Raw genomic sequence first — 18,951 nt, 5'->3', positions numbered from 1 at the left:
TCCGAACTCGGCTGTCGCCTCAAACAGCGGATGCTTTTTACGCTTCGTTTGTAATTTTCTTTACGCTACGGAGCCTGATGCCGTTGCTTACTCTAATGTCATGTTACAGTGTTGTCTTTGCGAGGTACGAAGCAATTTGTTTTTCCATTTCGACAGAAACGAAGTGTAGTGGAGAAATCTCTTTTACATTTTGAATAAAGATGTCTCCTGTGGTCGACATGACAGATGAGTTTGTCATCCTGATGAAGGAAGAACCTCAGTAAAAAACTCATTATATCAAATAAGCAAAAAGGGCAGCCTTATAAAAGCTGCCCTTTTTTTAGGAGTATCTGTAAAAATTAATAATTAACCTCCCATATTAAAGTCGTCGTCACCGCCCTGTCCCTGTCTTTCTTGTTTCATGCGTTGCTGATTGTTCATATTAAAGCGGTAAGTGAATGAAAGGGTAATTTGCCTTTCTCTCCACTGCCACTCGTTGTATGATGAAACTGTAGGCAGGTTAGTGTATCCTTTTCTTTTTCTTGAATTAAAAATATCGCTCACGTTAAGTGTAACGGTTCCTTTGTCTTTTAATACATCTTTACTTAATGCTGTATTGAAGCTTAAAATACCAAGGCTACGTCCCTGTGCTGTATTTTGAGGAGCATTATATGTTCCGTTTAGCTGCCAGTCTATTTTCCAAGGCAGGTTCATTTTACTGCTTACACGGGTAAACCAGGTGTATGCTGTGTTATCAAAGTTTTGTAAATCGGTAATTTCTTCGCCATCACCGTTTGTGTATGTCCAGCTGTAATCACCATCGGTTTCAACCCTAAAGAAGTTAAAGTTACTATTAAGTTTCCACCATCTGAAAGGGTTATAGTTTAAGGTAAACTCAAAACCAAAACGGTATTCTTTAGCAAGGTTAATAGGTGTTATGTATGTAATAGGAGTTTGTCCCGGTTGTGCATCTTCTGTTCTTCTCACAAACTGGAATGAATCGTTAGTAACATTTAAGTAAGCCGAAGTGCTAAGAGTAACATCTCTCCATTTTTTAAGGAAACCAAGGTCGAATGCATTGGTCATAGACGGATTAAGATCCGGGTTACCCTGGAAGATGTTAATGTTACTTTGCAGACTTGAGAATGGGTTTATAAAACGTCCTCTCGGTCTGTTTATCCTACGGCTATAGCTTATGCTGGCACTTGTTCCTTCGGTGAATTCGTAAGTAAGGAAAGCACTAGGGAAGAAGTTGTTGTAACGTTTATTGTTGTAATCATCCCTGTTTAAAAGGTTTACATCAATATTAGAATCTTCCCAACGTAGTCCTAACAGGTATGAGAACTTAGAGCCAAATTTAGAGCCATACTGAGCGTAAAGTGCATTTACATACTCATTGTACTCAAGCATACTGGAAAAGTTTCCGTTTTGTTGCCATTCGTTGTTTTCGTCAAGAATCTGAGCTTTAGCATCGGTGGTTATTTCGGTAAAACTACCGCGGTAACCTGCTTCAAAACGACTGTTTTCGTTAAACGGTAAAACATAATCTGCCTGAATAAGCGTACGGTTTTCCTCCTCATGGTTAAGCGTTCTTTCTGTAGAGCTGTCATCAGGGTTTATACTGCCCAGTATCATGTCGCTAATTTGCGAGTTCTCATCGTCAGTACTTCTTGAAATCGTACCGTTTACTTTAAGTTCGTGTCCGTCTTCGTTAAACTTTTTAAGGAAGCTGGTAGTGTAGTTAAAGTTTCTGTCTTCCTCGTCTTCCGAGTTAAAACGGTAACGGGTATTGTTAAACAAACCGTCTGCATTATAATTGTAGTAATATGTATCGGTAGGGTTGTCACCATTACTGTTTCTGACAGAAACCGAGTTGGTCCAGCTAAAAGTACTGTCTATATACCACTCAAAACCAAGAGTAGCGTTATATCCTTTACGTTTTCTTTTGTTCTCCCTGCGTTCGTTTATAAAGCTTGTGGTGTTTCCGTCCTCATCAAAATATTCTGAGTCGGTCATGCTGTTACCCGGGCTGTTTCTGTAATTGTAACCAAGGTTAGAGAAAACGTTAAATTTTTCTCCTCTGTAGTTTAGGTTTGCCATTACACCGTGATTATCGGGCGTACCTGTGTTTGCAGTAACCGAACCGTTAAAGCCCTGAGCTTTTCCTTTTCTAAGGATAATGTTGATAATACCACCACCACCTTCGGCATCATAACGTGCAGATGGGTTAGTGATAACCTCAATTTTATCTACCGAGTCGGCAGGAAGTACTCTAAGTACATCGGCAAGATTAGAACCATACAGGTTAGACGGTTTTCCGTCTATCATAATAGTAACGCTTTCGTTACCTCTAAGGCTTACGTTACCTTCTACGTCTACGGTAACCGATGGTACATTATCAAGCACGTCACTAATGGTACCACCTTTAACGATCATGTCCTGACCTACGTTGTATACTTTTTTGTCCAGTTTAATATCTACGGTAGAACGCTCTGCACGAATTTCCACTTCCTGTAAAAGGGTGGCATCTGGAGCCATAGCCGTAGTACCTAAATTAGTATCGGTATTAACCTGCTTGTTGCTTACAACAACCGACTTGAACGATATAAAATCGTATTTAATATTGTATGTACCCGGAGCTATATTAATGCTGTATTCACCGTTCATATCGGTCATAGCGCCGTTTACGGTTGTGTTATCGGGTTTTTGTATTGTTACTGTTGCAAATTCAAGGGGCTGTTTCGTTTCCTGGTCAATAAGCTTACCGCTAATGGTAACATTGCCCGGATTTCCTTGTGCTATTGCTCCTATTGAGGTAAAAAGTAAGAGTAATAAGAATACGGATTGTATTTTTTTCATGAATGATTCTGGTTTTTTTATTGGGGGTTTGACTACAAAAAGCAGCCCAAGTTTAATGGATACCCCATAAAAAAATGTTAAAGTTTTTTAGAGGATGTCTTTTATCTTTTCGGCCGGGCGGGCAACAACAGCCTTGTCTCCGTTAACCACTATAGGGCGTTCTATAAGGTTAGGGTGTTGCAGCATGGCTTCAATAACTTCACTGTCAGTAAGTTCCTCTCCTTTATAGTCAGAAATCCATATTTTTTCCTTAGTTCTAACCAGTTCAATAGGAGCTATTCCAAGCTTTTTTATAAGGGTTGTAAGCTCTTCTTTGGTAAGTGGTTCGTTTAGGTATTTTACCGTTGTAAATGGTTTTCCTTCCAGTTCTAAAAACTGTAATCCCTCGCGTGACTTGCTGCAACGTGGGTTATGGTATATAGTAATCATGATAATTTTTTTGCAAAGAACGGTATTATAATTTTAAAATTGAATTAACTTAGGGCAAACTAAATTTTATTCTTAATGTATATTGAACAGGCTTATCGCAAAGGATTTAACTTTGCACTGTATTTACCTATACCGGTTGTTTTTTTAGTAATGATGGTATTAAACTATGTTGCCATTAAATTATTAAACATTAATACTGAAGATTTACTTAGGCAGCAGGTGGAAGAAAAAGGAGAGAACAGAGTTTTTGTAGAGCTTATAGCACCACTTTCTGTAGCACTTGTTTTATTACTGTTATGGGTAAAATATGTACATAAGCAAACCATTAGGAGCTTAACCACTTCCCGCAAAAAAGTTGACTGGGGCCGTATATTTTTTGCCTTTGGTATTTGGGCATCATTTACCATTGCGGTAACCTTAATTGACTTTTATTCTAATCCGGGGCATTACGAATGGAATTTTGAACCCGTACCTTTTGCCATACTGGCAGTGCTTTCTATAGTGCTTATACCTATGCAAACCAGTTTTGAGGAATACCTGTTTAGAGGTTACCTTATGCAGGGTATTGGTATTGCTACAAGGACTAGGTTGGCAGCCCTGTTAACAACATCGGTTATTTTTGGATTACTGCATATTGCCAACCCCGAGGTAGGTAAAATGGGGATGCTTATAATGGTGTATTATATAGGTACCGGATTGTTTTTAGGAATTATTACACTTATGGACGAAGGGATGGAACTTGCACTGGGTTTCCATGCGGCTAATAACCTGGTAACGGCACTGCTTGTGACATCTGAATGGACAGCATTCCAAACCAATTCGGTTTTAAAAGAAGTAACCGAACCACAAGCCGGAATAAGTATAGTGTTTCCGGTGGTTATTATTTTTCCGATTCTTTTGTTTATCTTTAGTAAGAAATATAAATGGCACAACTGGAAAGAAAAACTTACTGGTAAGGTTGTGCTGCCAACCCACGAAATTTACTAACAAAACACTAACCCCACATGAGTAATCCAGATTATCACTTTGTGCACAACAGCTTTAAGCTGAATGGGTTTCATCTTAATGAAGATGACCTGTGCCGTACGGCTTACATTTACATTAAAGAAGGAGAACCGCATGAAAAAGCGGTAGGTGAATTTTTACTGGACTGGTTTGATCATCGCGATTTTATAGAGATGCAAACATCCGGAACTACAGGAGCACCTAAAATGATTAGGGTAGATAAACAGGCTATGGTAAACTCGGCTCTCGCAACGGGCAGCTTTTTTGAGCTTGATGAAGGTATTAAAGTGCTTCACTGCCTGCCTACACAGTTTGTGGCAGGTAAAATGATGCTGGTGCGCGCCTTTATACTGGGCTGGGATATGGATATGATTGCCCCTGTGGCAAATCCGTTAGAGCGACTGGATACGGTTTATAATTTTAGTGCTATGGTACCGCTACAGGCACAAAACAGCCTTATGAAGCTTAAAAAGGTGAAAAAGCTTATACTGGGTGGTGCAAAAGTGAGCCAAGCGCTTACAAAGCAACTAAAAGGGCTTCCTACCAAAATTTATGAAACCTATGGTATGACCGAAACCATTACCCACATTGCGGCTAAGCCGGTAGGGGATGAGGCATTCACGGTACTGCCTAATGTTAATATAAGTCAGGATGAGCGTAAATGCCTGGTAATTGATCCTTATGTGATTTGCGACGAACCTGTGGTAACCAATGATGTGGTTGAGATTGTAAACGACAAGCAGTTTATATGGTTAGGTCGATATGATAATGTAATTAACAGCGGTGGCGTAAAACTGTTCCCGGAGCAGATTGAAGAAAAACTGTCTGAATACATAGGCCGACGCTACTTTGTACAAGGCAGTCAGGATGATACACTGGGTGAAAAACTGATACTTGTTGTAGAAGGTGAACCTTTTGATTTGCCAACCGACGCGTTTAAGCACCTTGGTAAATTTGAAAAACCAAAAGAGGTGGTATTTGTCCCTCAGTTTATAGAAACCGTTAGCGGTAAGGTAATAAGGGATAAAACGCTGGAAAGCGCCTAATAAAATATATTTTGATATAACTGTCTCAAATGTCATTTTGAGTGCAACTGAGTGGTGCCAATAAATCTCTTGCCAGAATTTTAAAGGTTCTCCACTTTGCAAAGTGACACTATATTTGAGACAGTTTTTTTTGTAATCTATAATAACTTACACATGAAACGGTTTAATAAATCAGGCAGGTATTTAATTATGGTACTATCAGTGGTGGTATTGAATAGCTGTGTTGATGTACATGATACTTTTAAAAGTAAAATGCTGGTTTCGGGTAAGGGGGAAAAAATTTATATCAATACTTTAAACTGGGGAGTGACAGATGATTATCAATACACCGTTGTTACTAAAAACAGCACTTTACTCAAAGATAGAAAAGACACCATAAGCGGAATTAAAGGGTTGGATCCCTTTATATATAAATTTAGTGGTGATACGCTTACTATTTTCTTTCAAAAAGAAAACAGAGTAGCTGTGAAAGAAGAGTTTAAAACGATACAGCTCAATTATATTCCTCTTGATAATAAAGACTATATAAAATTATTGAGTGATACAAGAGTTATTAAAAACGGATGCGACTTAGTTTCAGAGTAACGGTTAATAAACTTTAATAGCTGATTCTCTTGATGTTTGTCTTTCTAAGAAGCAGGTTAAACGCATTAGGCATTTTTTAAAAAAGGAAGTAAATAATGTAGAAAAAAACTATATAAAAGACAAAAGAGGGACTGTAAAATATACTTTTGACGGTTGTATTACCTACTATTTATATCAAGTAGATTTACTGTGCATCTATCATGGTATCCTTCCTGTAAATAGGGTTAACGAAGATGGTGAAAAACTTGTTTTTGAAGAAGATACAAAAGTATATTACATAAAAAAAGTAAATGCTATAACGCCTGTAAATAGTGATTAGTTTTTATCATATTTGTTAAGACTCTATCTATCTCTAATGCTGTCATGTTTTCTTTATTTAAATAGTTTTTTATATCATATCGACGCAGCAATAGGTTCGCCAATTGCAGTAGGGACAGTATAAATCTCCTCTACAGGTAAAAGGGTTTTGGCTTCCTCGATTTTGCCATCGGTTATAAGCTGATGAATTTTTTTACAGTCATCGGTAATATCTTCAATTTCTGTAATCCATTCGTTTACATATTTACCTACTGCTTCACCCGATAGTCCTATTTGTATAGAACGGTAGGGAAGGGCTTCCAGAAAGATATTTTTCTCAGGATCCCATTGTATCCTTACCGGGCTTTGCTGTAGTGTTGTTTTCCAGCTTTCACGGTCTTGGTGGGTATTGCTGTCAAAATGAGAAAGGCAGGCGTTGCTTAAAGCCCATTCAAACCCTTCGCGCTTAATTTTTATTTTAAGAATGTGTTCCTGTCCTTCCTTTTGTGCCCAGCCCGAACGGTACATCATCCATAAGTAAGAGGGTTTAATCCAAGTCATTCGTTCCATTTTGAACGGGGGTACAAAGGTTTGGTTTTCTACAGCGCCTTTTGCTATGGCACTGTTGTAGGCCTGATATACAGTTATTGTAGTGTCGTTATGCTCGGCTCTGATTTGATTGTTTGTCATAATTTGTAAAGTGTGTAATAAAAATAAAAGTAAACAAAAAAGCATATACCCAAAAGATATATGCTTTTTTGATGCTTGTAAGCTTTATTTCTTTTAGCTAAAAATCGTAATAAAATAGTATACCAATGCAGCGATTATTGCAGATATTGGAATGGTTAATATCCATGCCCAAAGCAGGCTTATGGTTACACCCCAGCGTACTGCCGATACCCTTTTTGTAACACCAACACCAATAATAGAACCGGTAATGGTATGGGTTGTAGATACAGGGATACCAAAATGCTCTGTAGTATACAGGGTAATAGCACCTGCAGTTTCGGCAACAACACCTTCAAACGAGTTTACTTTGGTAATTTTAGATCCCATGGTTTTAACGATTTTCCAACCGCCACTCATAGTACCTAAACCTATCATAACGAAACTAGCAAGCGGCACCCAGCTCCAGTGATCTACAAAATAGGCGAACTTGTTAGTTGAAGTTATGTATTCTACATTGTGCTTTATGTTAACCTGATAATAAATTACGGCAGCTCCAATAATACCCATAACCTTTTGAGCATCGTTTGCACCGTGACCTAAACTGAATAATGCCGAAGATACCAACTGTAATCTCCTAAACCATTTATCGGCCTTAGAAGGGTTTGCCTTGCGGCAGATGTTGAGCACCAATATAGCCAGAAAATAAGCGACCACCATACCAATAAACGGAGCCATAAATATGAAAAGTACAATAGGAAGTACTTTAGCATAGTTAACAACCGTGTTCAGGTCGGCTCCCGGTATTGTAAAGGCATGTGCCAGTGCAGCTCCCATAAAGCCCCCTATAAGGGTATGTGATGACGACGAAGGTATACCTAGTTTCCAGGTAAGCAGGTTCCATGTAATGGCAGCTATAAGCCCGGCAAGGATAACCTCGAGCGTAATAAAGTCTTCACTAACGGTTTTGGCTATGGTATTACCAATTTTAAACTCACCAATCCAGTACTTGGATATAAAGTAAGCCATAAAGTTGAAGAATGCAGCCCATAGCACAGCCTGAAATGGCGTAAGTACTTTTGTTGCAACTATGGTTGCAATAGAGTTTGCCGCATCGTGAAATCCGTTAATATAGTCGAATATTAATGCTAAAGATATGATTATAAAGAGTAAAACCATGATGAATCAGTTTCTAGGGGTTTTGGTTTGTTTTACGAATGTTTTACAGCAATAGACTCTAAAACGTTTGCTACCCCTTTGCATTTATCTGATGCCGACTCCAGTGCCGATAGTACTTCTTTGTACTTAATCACGTTAATAGCATCGGTTTCGTTTTCAAATATATCGGCTACAGCCTTGTCAAAAACGCTGTCTGATTTGTTTTCCAATTTTGCAATTTTCTTGCAGGCATCTGTAATACCTTTAAGGTTTTTCATGTCTTTCAGGTCGGCAACGGCACCCTGTATAAGCTGGCAGGCTTCCAGGTTAATTTCCGTCATCTTTCTAATCGACTTGGTAATTTTCTCTACCTGGTACAGTCTCATTCTGCTGGCAGCACCATAGGTATAGTCGGCCACATCGTCAATAGCTGTGATTAGCGAGTAGATATCTTCCCTGTCAAAAGGTGTGATAAAGTTACGGCTAAGTTCAAGGTTTGTTTTATGGGCAATGCCTTCAATAATGCCTTCTAACTCTTCTACTTTGGTAAAGTACTCATCTCTTTTGCCTTTAGGAGCGTTAACCGCTTCATGTAGTGTTTCGGCAAGTATTACAAGGTTTTGCGTTGCCTGCTCAAATAGCGGGAAAAATTTCTTATCCTTCGGAACAAGAAACTGGAAGATACTGTTTATTGACATGAATAACATTTTGCCGCAAATGTACTCAACCAATGTTAAGAAATCGTTAAGTTATAGTGAACCGAGTGTTATTAAAACAAGGTGTTTTGCGAGTGTTAATTTTACATTATTTTAAAAATCAGGAAAATAATTTTTGGGACGATGCAAATAAACTACTGGAAATGAATTAAAAAATAGTTATCTTCAAAATTAATTTTTAATTATCGATTAATTAACAATAACTTAAAATTAGACCTTGTAACTAACTTTATTAACTGGTTACTTTTGCAACGATTTTTAAACTACCCTACACATGAAAATGAAATACAAGAAAAAGTCGATTCCTCCTTTAAGTTTAATTGAGAAGTTTTCGAATGAAAAGATATTCCTGGTAATTATATCAACTATCTTCATTTTCAGTGCACTTTTTTACAATCAGCCGCAGGTGGCAATGTGGATAGGTTTCCTTACGGCAGCCTATGCAACGGTTTCTAACGACAGTATACAGTCGCTTGGTACCTTTATTGAAAGTAACAAACACCGCAAATGGTATACACTTTGGTTGTATATAGGTATTATATTTTTAGTAACCATTTCCATAAGCTGGTTTACCCTTAACGGAGATGTTACTTACGGTAGGCTTATTAATGCTGAAGAGGTAAGTAAGTATCCGCACCCTGAGAACTTCTCGTTCTTTATGCTTATGGCGCCGCTTGTACTGCTTATCCTTACAAGGTTAAGAATGCCGGTTTCTACTACATTCCTTATGCTGAGTGTATTCAGTTCAAGTTCAAGTGGTATTACCTCAATGATTACCAAGAGTTTGTCTGGTTATGTAATTGCTTTTGTATTCTCGGTACTTATATGGTTTTTTGGTTATAACTACATCCGTAGGAAGTTTAAAGGGCGTAAAGTACACCCGTCATGGATGGTAGCTCAGTGGATTGTGAGTGGTATATTATGGTCTGTTTGGGTAATGCAGGATGGTGCAAACGTTGCGGTATTCTTACCAAGAAGGCTGGATGGCTTTCAGTTTGTAATATTCGGACTTGTAATTTTCCTTGGTCTTGGTATACTGTTTTACCTTCGTGGTGACAGGATCCAGAAAGTGGTTAGTGAAAAATCACGCGTTTCAGACGTTAGGGCTGCTACGCTAATCGATTTCTCGTATGCACTTATACTTATTTACAAGCTGTTTATCAGTACTGTACCAATGAGTACAACATGGGTTTTCCTTGGTTTAATAGGCGGTCGTGAAATTGCTATTAACCTTGCCCGTTTGAAAAAAGGTAAAAAACATAAAAACAAAGCACTTAAGATGATTGCTAAAGATTTCTCTTTCGCTTTTATAGGTCTTATAATATCTGTTGCTCTTGCAGCAACGGTAAACCCGGCTATTAAAAATGATGTATTAAGCTTTATAGGCTTAATTTAAATATTGTTTTAGTTTATTAGTTAAGCTAAAAAGGGGATGTTTTTTAAAAGCATCCCCTTTTTACATAAAGGGCGATATGAGCCTTACCAAACGTTCGGTCACTTTTATGGATTTAGATCGTTTAAACCACTCCTGTGGCTGTATTTCGGTTGCAGTTTGGCAGTCTTCATCAAAGTGAGTGGCAAGTTGCTGTGCTATGTTTTCGTCATAAATAACAGTAGCGACCTCAAAATTAAGGTCAAAGCTACGCAGGTCTAAATTGGCCGTTCCTACAGATGCCAGTGTCCTGTCTACCACAAAAGTCTTACTGTGTATAAATCCTTTTTCGTATAAAAATATGCGCACGCCAGCCCTTAACAGGTTTTCAAAATAAGCACGGCAGGCAAGGTTTACTATTTTAGAGTCCGATTCCTTAGGGACAAGCAGTTTTACCTCAATACCGCTAAGTGCGGCTATGATGAGGGTTTCCTGCAGAGCTTCGTCAGGAATGTAGTAGGGGGTGGTTAGCAGTATTTCCTGTTTGGCAAGGCTAATGGCTTTGATTACGGTGTAGAGTATATTAGGTAGGTCAGAATCGGGTCCGCTGGAAACCACCTGCATATTAGCGGTAGCCTTTTTATTAAACGGATAGAGCGGAAAGTAAGTGCTGTCTATCCCTAAAGATTCCCCACTACTAAAGTTCCAGTCGCTAAGGAATACGCGTTGCAGTGAATAAGTTGCAGGACCGTCTATCCTGATGTGGGTATCCCTCCAATACACTTTGTTTTTACCTGTATTGATATACCTGTCGGACACGTTAATGCCGCCTATAAACGATGTCTTACCGTCTATAATCACTATTTTACGGTGATTGCGGTAATTTATACGATTAGCCACAGGCATAAGTCTGATTTTATAAAAAGGGAAAGCAGCTATATTGCTTTTGCGCAGTTCTTTCACTATGGTTTTACGTATGCTTCTGCTCCCGAAATCATCATACATAAACCGTATTTCCACTCCCTGTCTGGCTTTCTCTATCAGTACATCTTTAATGGTATTGCCTATAGCATCATCTTCATAAATATAAAATTCGATATGGATATGACTTTGAGCTTCTTTAAGAGCCTGTATTAGTTCGGGGAACAATGCTTCTCCGTTTTTAAGCAGGGTGACTTTGTTATTTGGAACCAACGGATTTCGTCCTGTTTTTTCATTAAACAGCAGTTGGTATAAATCCTTATTCTGAATTATAGAAGGGTTGTGTGAAGCATATACGTTACGGTCGGCTTCGGCAATTTTTTCCCTAAATCGTTTGGCGAGTTTTTCGTCTACCATAAGTTTTTTGGAATATATTTTACGCTTACGGTAATTTATCCCAAATGAGAAATAAAATATTACGCCCACAACGGGTACAAATACGGCAAACAGTACATACGCAAGGGCTTTGCTTACAGCGCGGGTATCATAAATAATGCGTATGCATACGCCAATTACAATAAGTACATAAACAATCTCAATGAGTAAGATCCATTTTGTATCTATTTGTGCTAACATGCAGTGGTGGTTTTGTACTACACAATTTACTAAATTTATGATTAGGTTTTAAAGTAGGGCGAAAGTGAGTTTTAGCCAGCTCAATTTTTAACATTTAATGAATATTAATCATTTAGGCTGTTTTACTGAAAATTTCAAACGATTTCGTATTTTAGCACCACGAAAATTACAACTATCACAAAAAAAGATATAATTCCCATGGATATTAACTTCAATAAGAATGAAGATCATAACAAACTGTTGCTTTCTGAGCTAAAACGCAAACTGGCAAAAGTAAAGCTTGGAGGTGGTGAAAAAAGAATAGCAAAACTACATAACGAAGGTAAAATGACAGCGCGCGAGCGTATAGATTACCTTTTAGATAAAAATAGCGAGAGTGTTGAAATAGCAGCTTTTGCAGGCGAGGGGATGTATGAGGAACACGGCGGCTGCCCATCGGGTGGTGTTGTGGTAAAAATAGGTTACGTTAGCGGTAAGCAATGTATAGTTGTGGCTAACGATGCTACTGTAAAAGCAGGAGCATGGTTTCCTATTACCGGAAAGAAAAACCTACGTGCTCAGGAAATTGCCATAGAGAACAAACTGCCTATTATTTACCTTGTAGACAGTGCAGGGGTATATCTGCCAATGCAGGATGAGATTTTCCCTGATAAAGAACACTTCGGTCGTATTTTCCGTAACAATGCTGTTATGAGTAGTATGGGTATTACCCAAATTGCTGCCGTAATGGGGAGTTGTGTTGCGGGGGGTGCTTACCTGCCTATTATGAGCGATGAAGCACTTATAGTAGACAAAACAGGAAGTATTTTCCTTGCGGGTAGCTACCTTGTAAAAGCGGCTATTGGCGAAAATATTGATAACGAAACCCTTGGTGGTGCTACTACACACTGTGAAATATCGGGGGTTACAGATTATAAAGCCAAAGACGATAAGGATGCCCTTAATAAAATAAGGAATATTGTAGACAAAATAGGCGACTTTGAGAAGGCAGGATACAGCCGTACGGCTCCGCAAAAGCCGGCTCTTGACCCAAATGAGATTTACGGTATACTGCCTAAACAACGTTCTGAGCAGTATGATATGATGGAGATTATTAAAAGACTTGTTGATAACAGCGAGTTTGAAGAATATAAAGCCGGATACGGACAAACAATTATTACAGGCTATGCCCGCATTGACGGATGGGCTGTAGGTATTGTGGCAAACCAGCGTAAGGTGGTAAAATCCAAAAAAGGCGAAATGCAGTTTGGTGGTGTGATTTATTCTGACAGTGCTGATAAGGCTACACGCTTTATAGCCAACTGTAACCAAAAGAAAATTCCGCTTGTGTTCCTGCAGGATGTAACCGGGTTCATGGTAGGTTCAAAAAGCGAACATGGCGGTATTATTAAAGATGGTGCTAAAATGGTAAATGCCGTGAGTAACTCGGTAGTGCCTAAGTTTACCGTAGTAGTGGGTAACTCGTATGGAGCGGGTAACTATGCTATGTGTGGTAAGGCATATGATCCAAGGCTTATATTTGCATGGCCAAGTGCCGAGCTTGCCGTTATGGGTGGTACGCAGGCTGCGAAGGTATTATTACAGATTGAAGCTTCATCATTAAAGGCTAGGGGAGAAGAAATTACTCAGGAGAAAGAAGAAGAACTTTTCAATAAAATAAAGGCAAGGTATGATGCACAGGTGTCACCATACTATGCCGCATCAAGAATATGGACCGATGGAATTATCGATCCGCTTGATACCCGTAAATGGATTTCTATAGGGATAGAGGCTGCAAACCATGCTCCAATAGAAAAACCGTTTAACCTTGGCGTAATACAGGTATAATTTTTACTTTTACGTTTCAACATAAACAATGAGTATGAAAAGAGCTTTTTTAACGGCATTGCTTTGCTTTGCTGTTTTTGCACCTGCTGCGCAGGCGCAAATTGTACAGACTATTGATCATTTTCCTTCACAATATGTAGCTGCCCGCAGGGTAGATATTTGGTTGCCAAAAGAATATGAGGCCGATAAAAACCAGCGTTTCCCGGTGCTGTATATGCAGGATGGGCAAAACGTATTAAATGATGATATAGCAAGGGATTATATTTCATGGAATGCAGGGAATACAGCGATGGACTTAGCTGCACAAAAAAAAATTAAGCCTGTTATTATTGTTGCTGTTTGGAGTACGGAAAACAGGTATTTGGAATATCTTCCTGAAAAAGTATTAGAAAATCTTACTAACGATGAGTTGAAAGAAGCACTGGAGGTGGCTAAAGCAACAGGTGCTTCAAAACAGGAGTTTATGGGGAATGATTATTTAAAATTCCTTGTGGGTGAATTAAAGGTATATGTAGATAAAACGTACAGAACTTTAACCGATGCTCAAAACACAGCTATTTGCGGTAGCTCTATGGGTGGGTTAATTTCTATGTACGCTACTTTTGAATATCCTGAGGTATTTGGTAATGCAGCATGCCTTTCTACACACTGGCCAGTTTTGTTTGATGAGAACAATACTAATCCGTTTGATGCAGTAAGTAAATACATGGAGTCACATATGCCTTCGTCAAAAAATCATCGTTTTTACTTTGATCAGGGAACAAAAGGGCTGGATGCTATATCATTGCCATATCAAAAACAGGTAGATGCATTACTGGTTAATTCAGGTTATAAAGGGAATGTTAACTATGTAACAAAAGTTTTTGAAGGAGCAGAGGATACAGAAAAAGCATGGAGGCAACGATTTGATGAGGTTCTTTTATTTCTGTTTGAAAAATAAGATATTGTAAATAATTAACAATTGTTGAACCGACTGCTTTTGCAGTCGGTTTTTTATTAGTACATTTAACGTAATTGCTAATTGAAGAACTTCCCACACATGAAACTGACAGACGCCGAACTACAGGAGCTGGCACGCCAGCTAAGCCATCCCGAAGGTGATACCGGGTTAAAGGTGGCCGAGATGATGAACTTTACTAACAGTAATCTCATTATTAAAACCATAAACAGTTTGTCGTTGGCTGTAAACGACAGCGTGTTGGAAATAGGCCCCGGTAACGGTGCCCACGTAGGTGATGTTCTTTTAAACGAAAGCATGCGGTATACGGGTGCCGAAATATCGGGCACTATGATAGAGCAGGCGCAAAAGCTAAATAAAGGTTACATTAATGCTTCTTTTGTGCTTACTAACGGAAACTCCCTTCCGTTTCAGGATAATCAGTTCAATAAGGCATTTACAGTAAACACAATCTACTTTTGGCAAAACCCACAGGAGTATGCTAACGAGATTGCACGCGTTATGCAGTCCGGAGGTGTTTTATCAATAGGCTTAATTCCCCAAAGCACCATGATAAAAATTCCGTTTGCTAAGTATGGCTTTACCATGTATACGGCAGAGCATACATCAGAATTATTAGATAAGGCCGGTTTTGTTATCCGGAATGTATATGAAGATACAGAGCAGGTACTAAGTAACAGTGGTGAGAATATTGACCGCGAAATTACTATAGTTACAGGGGTTTTAAAATAAGTTGAATTTTTTTCGCTTTTTTGAAAACCAACCATAAGTATCCTTCGTATATACTTTTAACAAACCAAACCTTATCAGCCATGAAAAAGCTAACTATTGATGTAGCTTGTGATGACGAGCTGCGAAATGTGGTATCTGTAGAGAAGATAACCAACTATCTCGAATATTTTTTCACTTCAGAACTCTTAGCGCGCAAGGGCATAGCTGTGAACGCCAAGTACAAAACACTTGTGCAGGTTAGTATTAACCTAATTGAAAGCGGGCTATATATTAATTCACTTCCTCCGTTTATTTGCCAAACCGATAATGCAAAGGTATTCCCTGTGCTTATCTCAATGGGTGAGAGCATTAAAAATGCAGGCGATTTACATATTCAGTTATCGTTTGTGTTGTATGATGCTATGAAAACCTTTTTATTGGACAATTACAAAAAAGTAAACAAAAAGGAACTGGATTTACTGAAACTAAAAATAGATGTAGATTACCTTAACAAGGTGGGCTGCGCCGTTACTGCCGAAAGTAGTATTCCGGTGCCGGTTATTAACCCAGAGGTATTGCCTCAAAATATGGTTTAAACCACTTACTGTTTTTTTATTGGTAACAAATTCTTACATTTCATGACTAATAGTGTAAACTGTTTATCATGAAAAACACCTTATTGCTTATCGCCTCATTATTTGCCTTTGTTTTTGCAAGTGCTCAGGAATTTTCCAGAAGGGATAGCCTGCATGGCGGACTGCGCCCTGAAAGGACAAGTTTTGACGTACTTCGCTATGATCTAAACATCACGGTAAACCCTGATAAAAGATTTATAAGCGGCTATAATGATATTACTTTTAAAGTGGTAAGCAATACCCAAAAAATTCAGCTTGATCTTTTTGAGAATATGAAGATTGAAAGCATAATGCTTAAAAATAAAAAGCTGAAATATACCCGTGATAATGATGCTGTTTTTATATCGTTCCCTAACGAGCTTAAAGCAGGGAGTGAACATACGCTAAGGTTTAACTATTCGGGAAATCCTAAAGTGGCACGCAATGCTCCGTGGGACGGTGGTTTTGTTTTTACAGAAGACGGTAATGGTAAGCCATGGATAGGTGTGGCAGTACAGGGAACAGGTGCGAGCCTTTGGTACCCTGTAAAAGACCACCAAAGCGATGAGCCCGATAACGGAGCCTCTATAAAAGTGGCTGTTCCAAACGGACTTATGAATGTTTCTAACGGACGTTTTAAAGGCAGTGAAGACCTTAAAAACGGATATACCCGATGGGACTGGGAGGTTATAAATCCAATTAACAACTACGATATTACGGTAAACATTGCCGATTACGTGCATATGCACGATAACTACAAAGGACTTGATCTTGATTACTACGTATTAAGTTATAATAAGGAAAAGGCCGAAGAACAGTTTAAGCAGGTAAAACCGATGATGGAATGTTTTCAAACCAGGTTTGGCGAATATCCGTTTAAGGAAGACGGCTATAAACTGGTAGAAACTCCTTACCTGGGTATGGAACACCAAAGTGCCGTTGCTTATGGTAACAACTATAAAATGGGGTATAGGGGAGGCGATTTGTCGTATACTGGTGTAGGGCTAACATTTGATTATATCATTATACACGAAACGGGACACGAATGGTTTGGTAACAGTATAACCTCTAAGGATATTGCCGATATGTGGATTCATGAGAGTTTTACGACGTATAGCGAAACCGTGTATTTAGAATGTATGTTGGGTTATGATAAGGCAATGCAGTATGTATACGGTCAGCGCATGGGAGTACGCAACGATAAACCTGTTGTAGGGATATTTGGTGTGAACAATGAAGGATCGGGCGATATGTACTACAAAGGGGCGTTAATGCTTAATACCATAAGGCATATTGTAAACAATGATGACAAATGGTGGGCGATGTTGCTTAAATATGCCGAAACCTATAAAAAACAGGTGATAGAAGGGCAGGATGTTATCAGCTTTTTCAGTAAAGAAAGCGGTATAAACCTTGAGCCTGTATTTAACCAATACCTGAGATACAGAAGTATACCTAAACTGGAGTTAAAGCTGAAAGATCATCAGTTACAGTACCGCTGGGTAACCGACGAGGAAAACTTTGCCATGCCGGTAGATGTTCATATTTATGGTAAAAACATACGACTTAACGGAACCAACGATTGGCAAACCTTAACTGTTGAAGCCGATAAGATTAAAGATGTACAGCCAAAAACAAAGGAGTTTTACATTAAAGTGGATAAGATGTAAAAGTTATAATTGGTAAAATAACTCATGAAGAATATGGGAGAATCAAATAACCCAGCTTTTCTTTAAAAACGTTATATTTGTTAGGAAACACGTGTATTATGCCACAAATACCAAACGCCTTACAACGTTATTTTACTTTTACCCTAATGCTGTTTTGTTGGTTTGCTACGGCACAAACCAATTCGCTTTTCAACAGGCAACGGCTAAACAGCCTGGCACAACGCTGGGAGCTTGATTCGCTATCAAAGCCTGCCACGTTTGTAATTACTCCTTATAAACCGGTTTATATACTGCCTTTGCGTTGGTCTAGTTCGCCAAACGGACAACCCCGTAGTGGCAACAGCAGTCCGGATTATACCGTGACCGATAACCTGAACCTTAATAACCTCGAGGCCAAGTTCCAGATAAGCTTTAAGGTAAAGGTAGCACAGGGACTTTTTTGGGGTAATGGCGACCTGTGGGGAGCTTATTCACAAAAAGCGCACTGGCAGGTGTATAATGCCTCACTGTCGCGACCTTTTAGGGAAATCAACTACGAGCCCGAAGCCATTTTGAATTTCACTACACATTACAGTCTGTTTGGCTTTAAAGGGCGAATGGCAGGGATAAGTATTAACCATCAGTCAAACGGAAGGTCGTACCCCTTATCCCGAAGCTGGAATAGGATAATAGCCCATGCCGCTTTTGAGAAGGAGAACTGGCAGGTTTTTGTAAGGGCATGGTATCGCGTTCCCGATGATATAGACGATAATCCTAACATTTGTCATTATGTAGGTTATGGCGATGCCACAGTAACCTATGCGACCGATAAGGATATTTTTTCGGCCACGGTAGTACCTAATTTCAGTTTTAATAAAAACATGAAGGGCAGTATTGAGCTTAACTGGGCACGAAGTATAAAAGGAAACCTAAAGTTTCATGCACAGTTTTTTCACGGTTATGGCGAAACGCTTATTGATTATAACCAGTTACAAACCATTGTTGGGGTTGGGATATCATTAGTGGAATGGATGTAATAAAACAGGAACAGTATGAAAATTAAGTTAGCAGTAATAATAGGTTTTACTTTTTTAATTATCGGTTGTAAAAAAACAGATAACGAAGAGCATGATTCCGTAAAATCAATTGAACTTCTATATATTTCACCTTATCATTTGTATCCTTACAGAATTGGCTGTATGAAGACTTTTGTAAGAGAAGATGATGAGAGTATGTTTTTCTATAAAAATATTACAAGCGGGAATTTTATTGAACAATTTGATACTATTTACAGTCAACTGAAAGCTCTTGAAAATACCAATTATGATTTTGATGCGAGAATCCAAATGTTGGTTCACAAGCAACACACTACAGATACTGTTTGTATGAGCAGGAATACACATATAGTGATTAATGGGGTACAGAGAAAAAATAATCCTGATTTTTTTAAACTGATTGACATATTGATAGCACAGGATTTAAAAGATAGAGAATAACTTTGTAGAGTTGATGTAATATAAATA

General features: G+C 38.6%; 17 protein-coding genes. 11 read left to right on the top strand and 6 right to left on the bottom strand.

All coding sequences use genetic code 11. The features are described from left to right. Positions 1 to 345 precede the first annotated feature (345 nt). The gene (locus GN157_RS12500; RefSeq protein ID WP_157483745.1) at positions 346 to 2,838 is read right to left on the bottom strand and encodes a TonB-dependent receptor domain-containing protein; all 2,493 of its coding nucleotides are present in this window, start codon (positions 2,836 to 2,838) and stop codon (positions 346 to 348) included. Between the two features lie 87 nt (positions 2,839 to 2,925). Then, on the bottom strand, positions 2,926 to 3,267 hold the full coding sequence (arsC, locus tag GN157_RS12495; RefSeq protein WP_157483743.1) for an arsenate reductase (glutaredoxin): 342 nt from the start codon (positions 3,265 to 3,267) through the stop codon (positions 2,926 to 2,928). Positions 3,268 to 3,342: 75 nt separating this feature from the next. Here arsC and GN157_RS12490 point away from each other — a divergent pair, with 75 nt between their 5' ends. From GN157_RS12490 to GN157_RS12480, 3 genes are all read left to right on the top strand, one after another. Continuing rightward, positions 3,343 to 4,254: a CPBP family intramembrane glutamic endopeptidase gene (locus GN157_RS12490; RefSeq protein ID WP_157483741.1), complete on the top strand. Its 912-nt coding sequence runs from the start codon at positions 3,343 to 3,345 to the stop codon at positions 4,252 to 4,254. A gap of 17 nt (positions 4,255 to 4,271) precedes the next feature. After that, positions 4,272 to 5,318: an AMP-binding protein gene (locus GN157_RS12485; RefSeq protein WP_035134805.1), complete on the top strand. Its 1,047-nt coding sequence runs from the start codon at positions 4,272 to 4,274 to the stop codon at positions 5,316 to 5,318. Positions 5,319 to 5,471: 153 nt separating this feature from the next. Further along, positions 5,472 to 5,903, top strand: coding sequence for a hypothetical protein (locus tag GN157_RS12480; protein ID WP_157483739.1), 432 nt, complete (start codon positions 5,472 to 5,474; stop codon positions 5,901 to 5,903). Positions 5,904 to 6,296: 393 nt separating this feature from the next. On the opposite strand, the gene GN157_RS12475 is transcribed toward GN157_RS12480, so the two are convergent. The 3 genes from GN157_RS12475 to GN157_RS12465 all read right to left on the bottom strand — a co-directional run bounded on the left by GN157_RS12475 (position 6,297) and on the right by GN157_RS12465 (position 8,722). Then, the gene (locus GN157_RS12475; protein WP_157483737.1) at positions 6,297 to 6,890 is read right to left on the bottom strand and encodes a DUF4291 domain-containing protein; all 594 of its coding nucleotides are present in this window, start codon (positions 6,888 to 6,890) and stop codon (positions 6,297 to 6,299) included. A gap of 93 nt (positions 6,891 to 6,983) precedes the next feature. Next, positions 6,984 to 8,045 (bottom strand): inorganic phosphate transporter, encoded by a 1,062-nt coding sequence (locus GN157_RS12470; RefSeq protein WP_157483734.1) that lies wholly within the window; start codon positions 8,043 to 8,045, stop codon positions 6,984 to 6,986. 32 nt (positions 8,046 to 8,077) lie between these two features. Next, positions 8,078 to 8,722, bottom strand: a complete 645-nt coding sequence (locus GN157_RS12465; RefSeq protein WP_157483733.1) for a DUF47 domain-containing protein — start codon at positions 8,720 to 8,722, stop codon at positions 8,078 to 8,080. Positions 8,723 to 9,014: 292 nt separating this feature from the next. On the opposite strand from GN157_RS12465, the gene GN157_RS12460 reads away from it, so the two are divergent. Then, on the top strand, positions 9,015 to 10,136 hold the full coding sequence (locus tag GN157_RS12460) for a hypothetical protein (protein WP_157483731.1): 1,122 nt from the start codon (positions 9,015 to 9,017) through the stop codon (positions 10,134 to 10,136). A gap of 60 nt (positions 10,137 to 10,196) precedes the next feature. Here the strand turns inward: GN157_RS12460 and cls are convergent, their stop codons facing one another. Then, positions 10,197 to 11,669 carry a cardiolipin synthase gene (cls, locus tag GN157_RS12455; protein ID WP_157483729.1) on the bottom strand — a complete coding sequence of 491 codons (1,473 nt, stop codon included), beginning with the start codon at positions 11,667 to 11,669 and terminating at the stop codon, positions 10,197 to 10,199. A 198-nt stretch (positions 11,670 to 11,867) separates the two neighbouring features. On the opposite strand from cls, the gene GN157_RS12450 reads away from it, so the two are divergent. The 7 genes from GN157_RS12450 (at position 11,868) to GN157_RS12420 (ending at position 18,924) form a co-directional block, all read left to right on the top strand. Then, the gene (locus GN157_RS12450) at positions 11,868 to 13,496 is read left to right on the top strand and encodes an acyl-CoA carboxylase subunit beta (protein WP_157483727.1); all 1,629 of its coding nucleotides are present in this window, start codon (positions 11,868 to 11,870) and stop codon (positions 13,494 to 13,496) included. 34 nt (positions 13,497 to 13,530) lie between these two features. After that, entirely contained in the window at positions 13,531 to 14,436 is a 906-nt protein-coding gene (locus GN157_RS12445; protein WP_197429449.1) for an alpha/beta hydrolase, read from the top strand. Positions 14,437 to 14,535: 99 nt separating this feature from the next. After that, on the top strand, positions 14,536 to 15,186 hold the full coding sequence (locus GN157_RS12440; RefSeq protein WP_157483723.1) for a class I SAM-dependent methyltransferase: 651 nt from the start codon (positions 14,536 to 14,538) through the stop codon (positions 15,184 to 15,186). A gap of 80 nt (positions 15,187 to 15,266) precedes the next feature. After that, a complete protein-coding gene (locus tag GN157_RS12435; protein ID WP_157483721.1) occupies positions 15,267 to 15,761 on the top strand; it encodes a hypothetical protein in 495 nt (164 codons plus the stop codon). Positions 15,762 to 15,829: 68 nt separating this feature from the next. Further along, positions 15,830 to 17,449 carry a M1 family metallopeptidase gene (locus tag GN157_RS12430; protein ID WP_157483719.1) on the top strand — a complete coding sequence of 540 codons (1,620 nt, stop codon included), beginning with the start codon at positions 15,830 to 15,832 and terminating at the stop codon, positions 17,447 to 17,449. A 98-nt stretch (positions 17,450 to 17,547) separates the two neighbouring features. Beyond that, positions 17,548 to 18,465, top strand: coding sequence for a phospholipase A (locus GN157_RS12425; protein ID WP_157483717.1), 918 nt, complete (start codon positions 17,548 to 17,550; stop codon positions 18,463 to 18,465). A gap of 15 nt (positions 18,466 to 18,480) precedes the next feature. Continuing rightward, positions 18,481 to 18,924: a hypothetical protein gene (locus GN157_RS12420; RefSeq protein ID WP_157483715.1), complete on the top strand. Its 444-nt coding sequence runs from the start codon at positions 18,481 to 18,483 to the stop codon at positions 18,922 to 18,924. Positions 18,925 to 18,951 lie beyond the last annotated feature (27 nt).

It is taken from the genome of Flavobacterium rakeshii (assembly GCF_009741375.1).
GTDB lineage: Bacteria > Bacteroidota > Bacteroidia > Flavobacteriales > Flavobacteriaceae > Flavobacterium > Flavobacterium rakeshii.
Note: the sequence above shows the minus strand (reverse complement) of the source record. Positions and strands in the feature narration are given on the sequence as shown.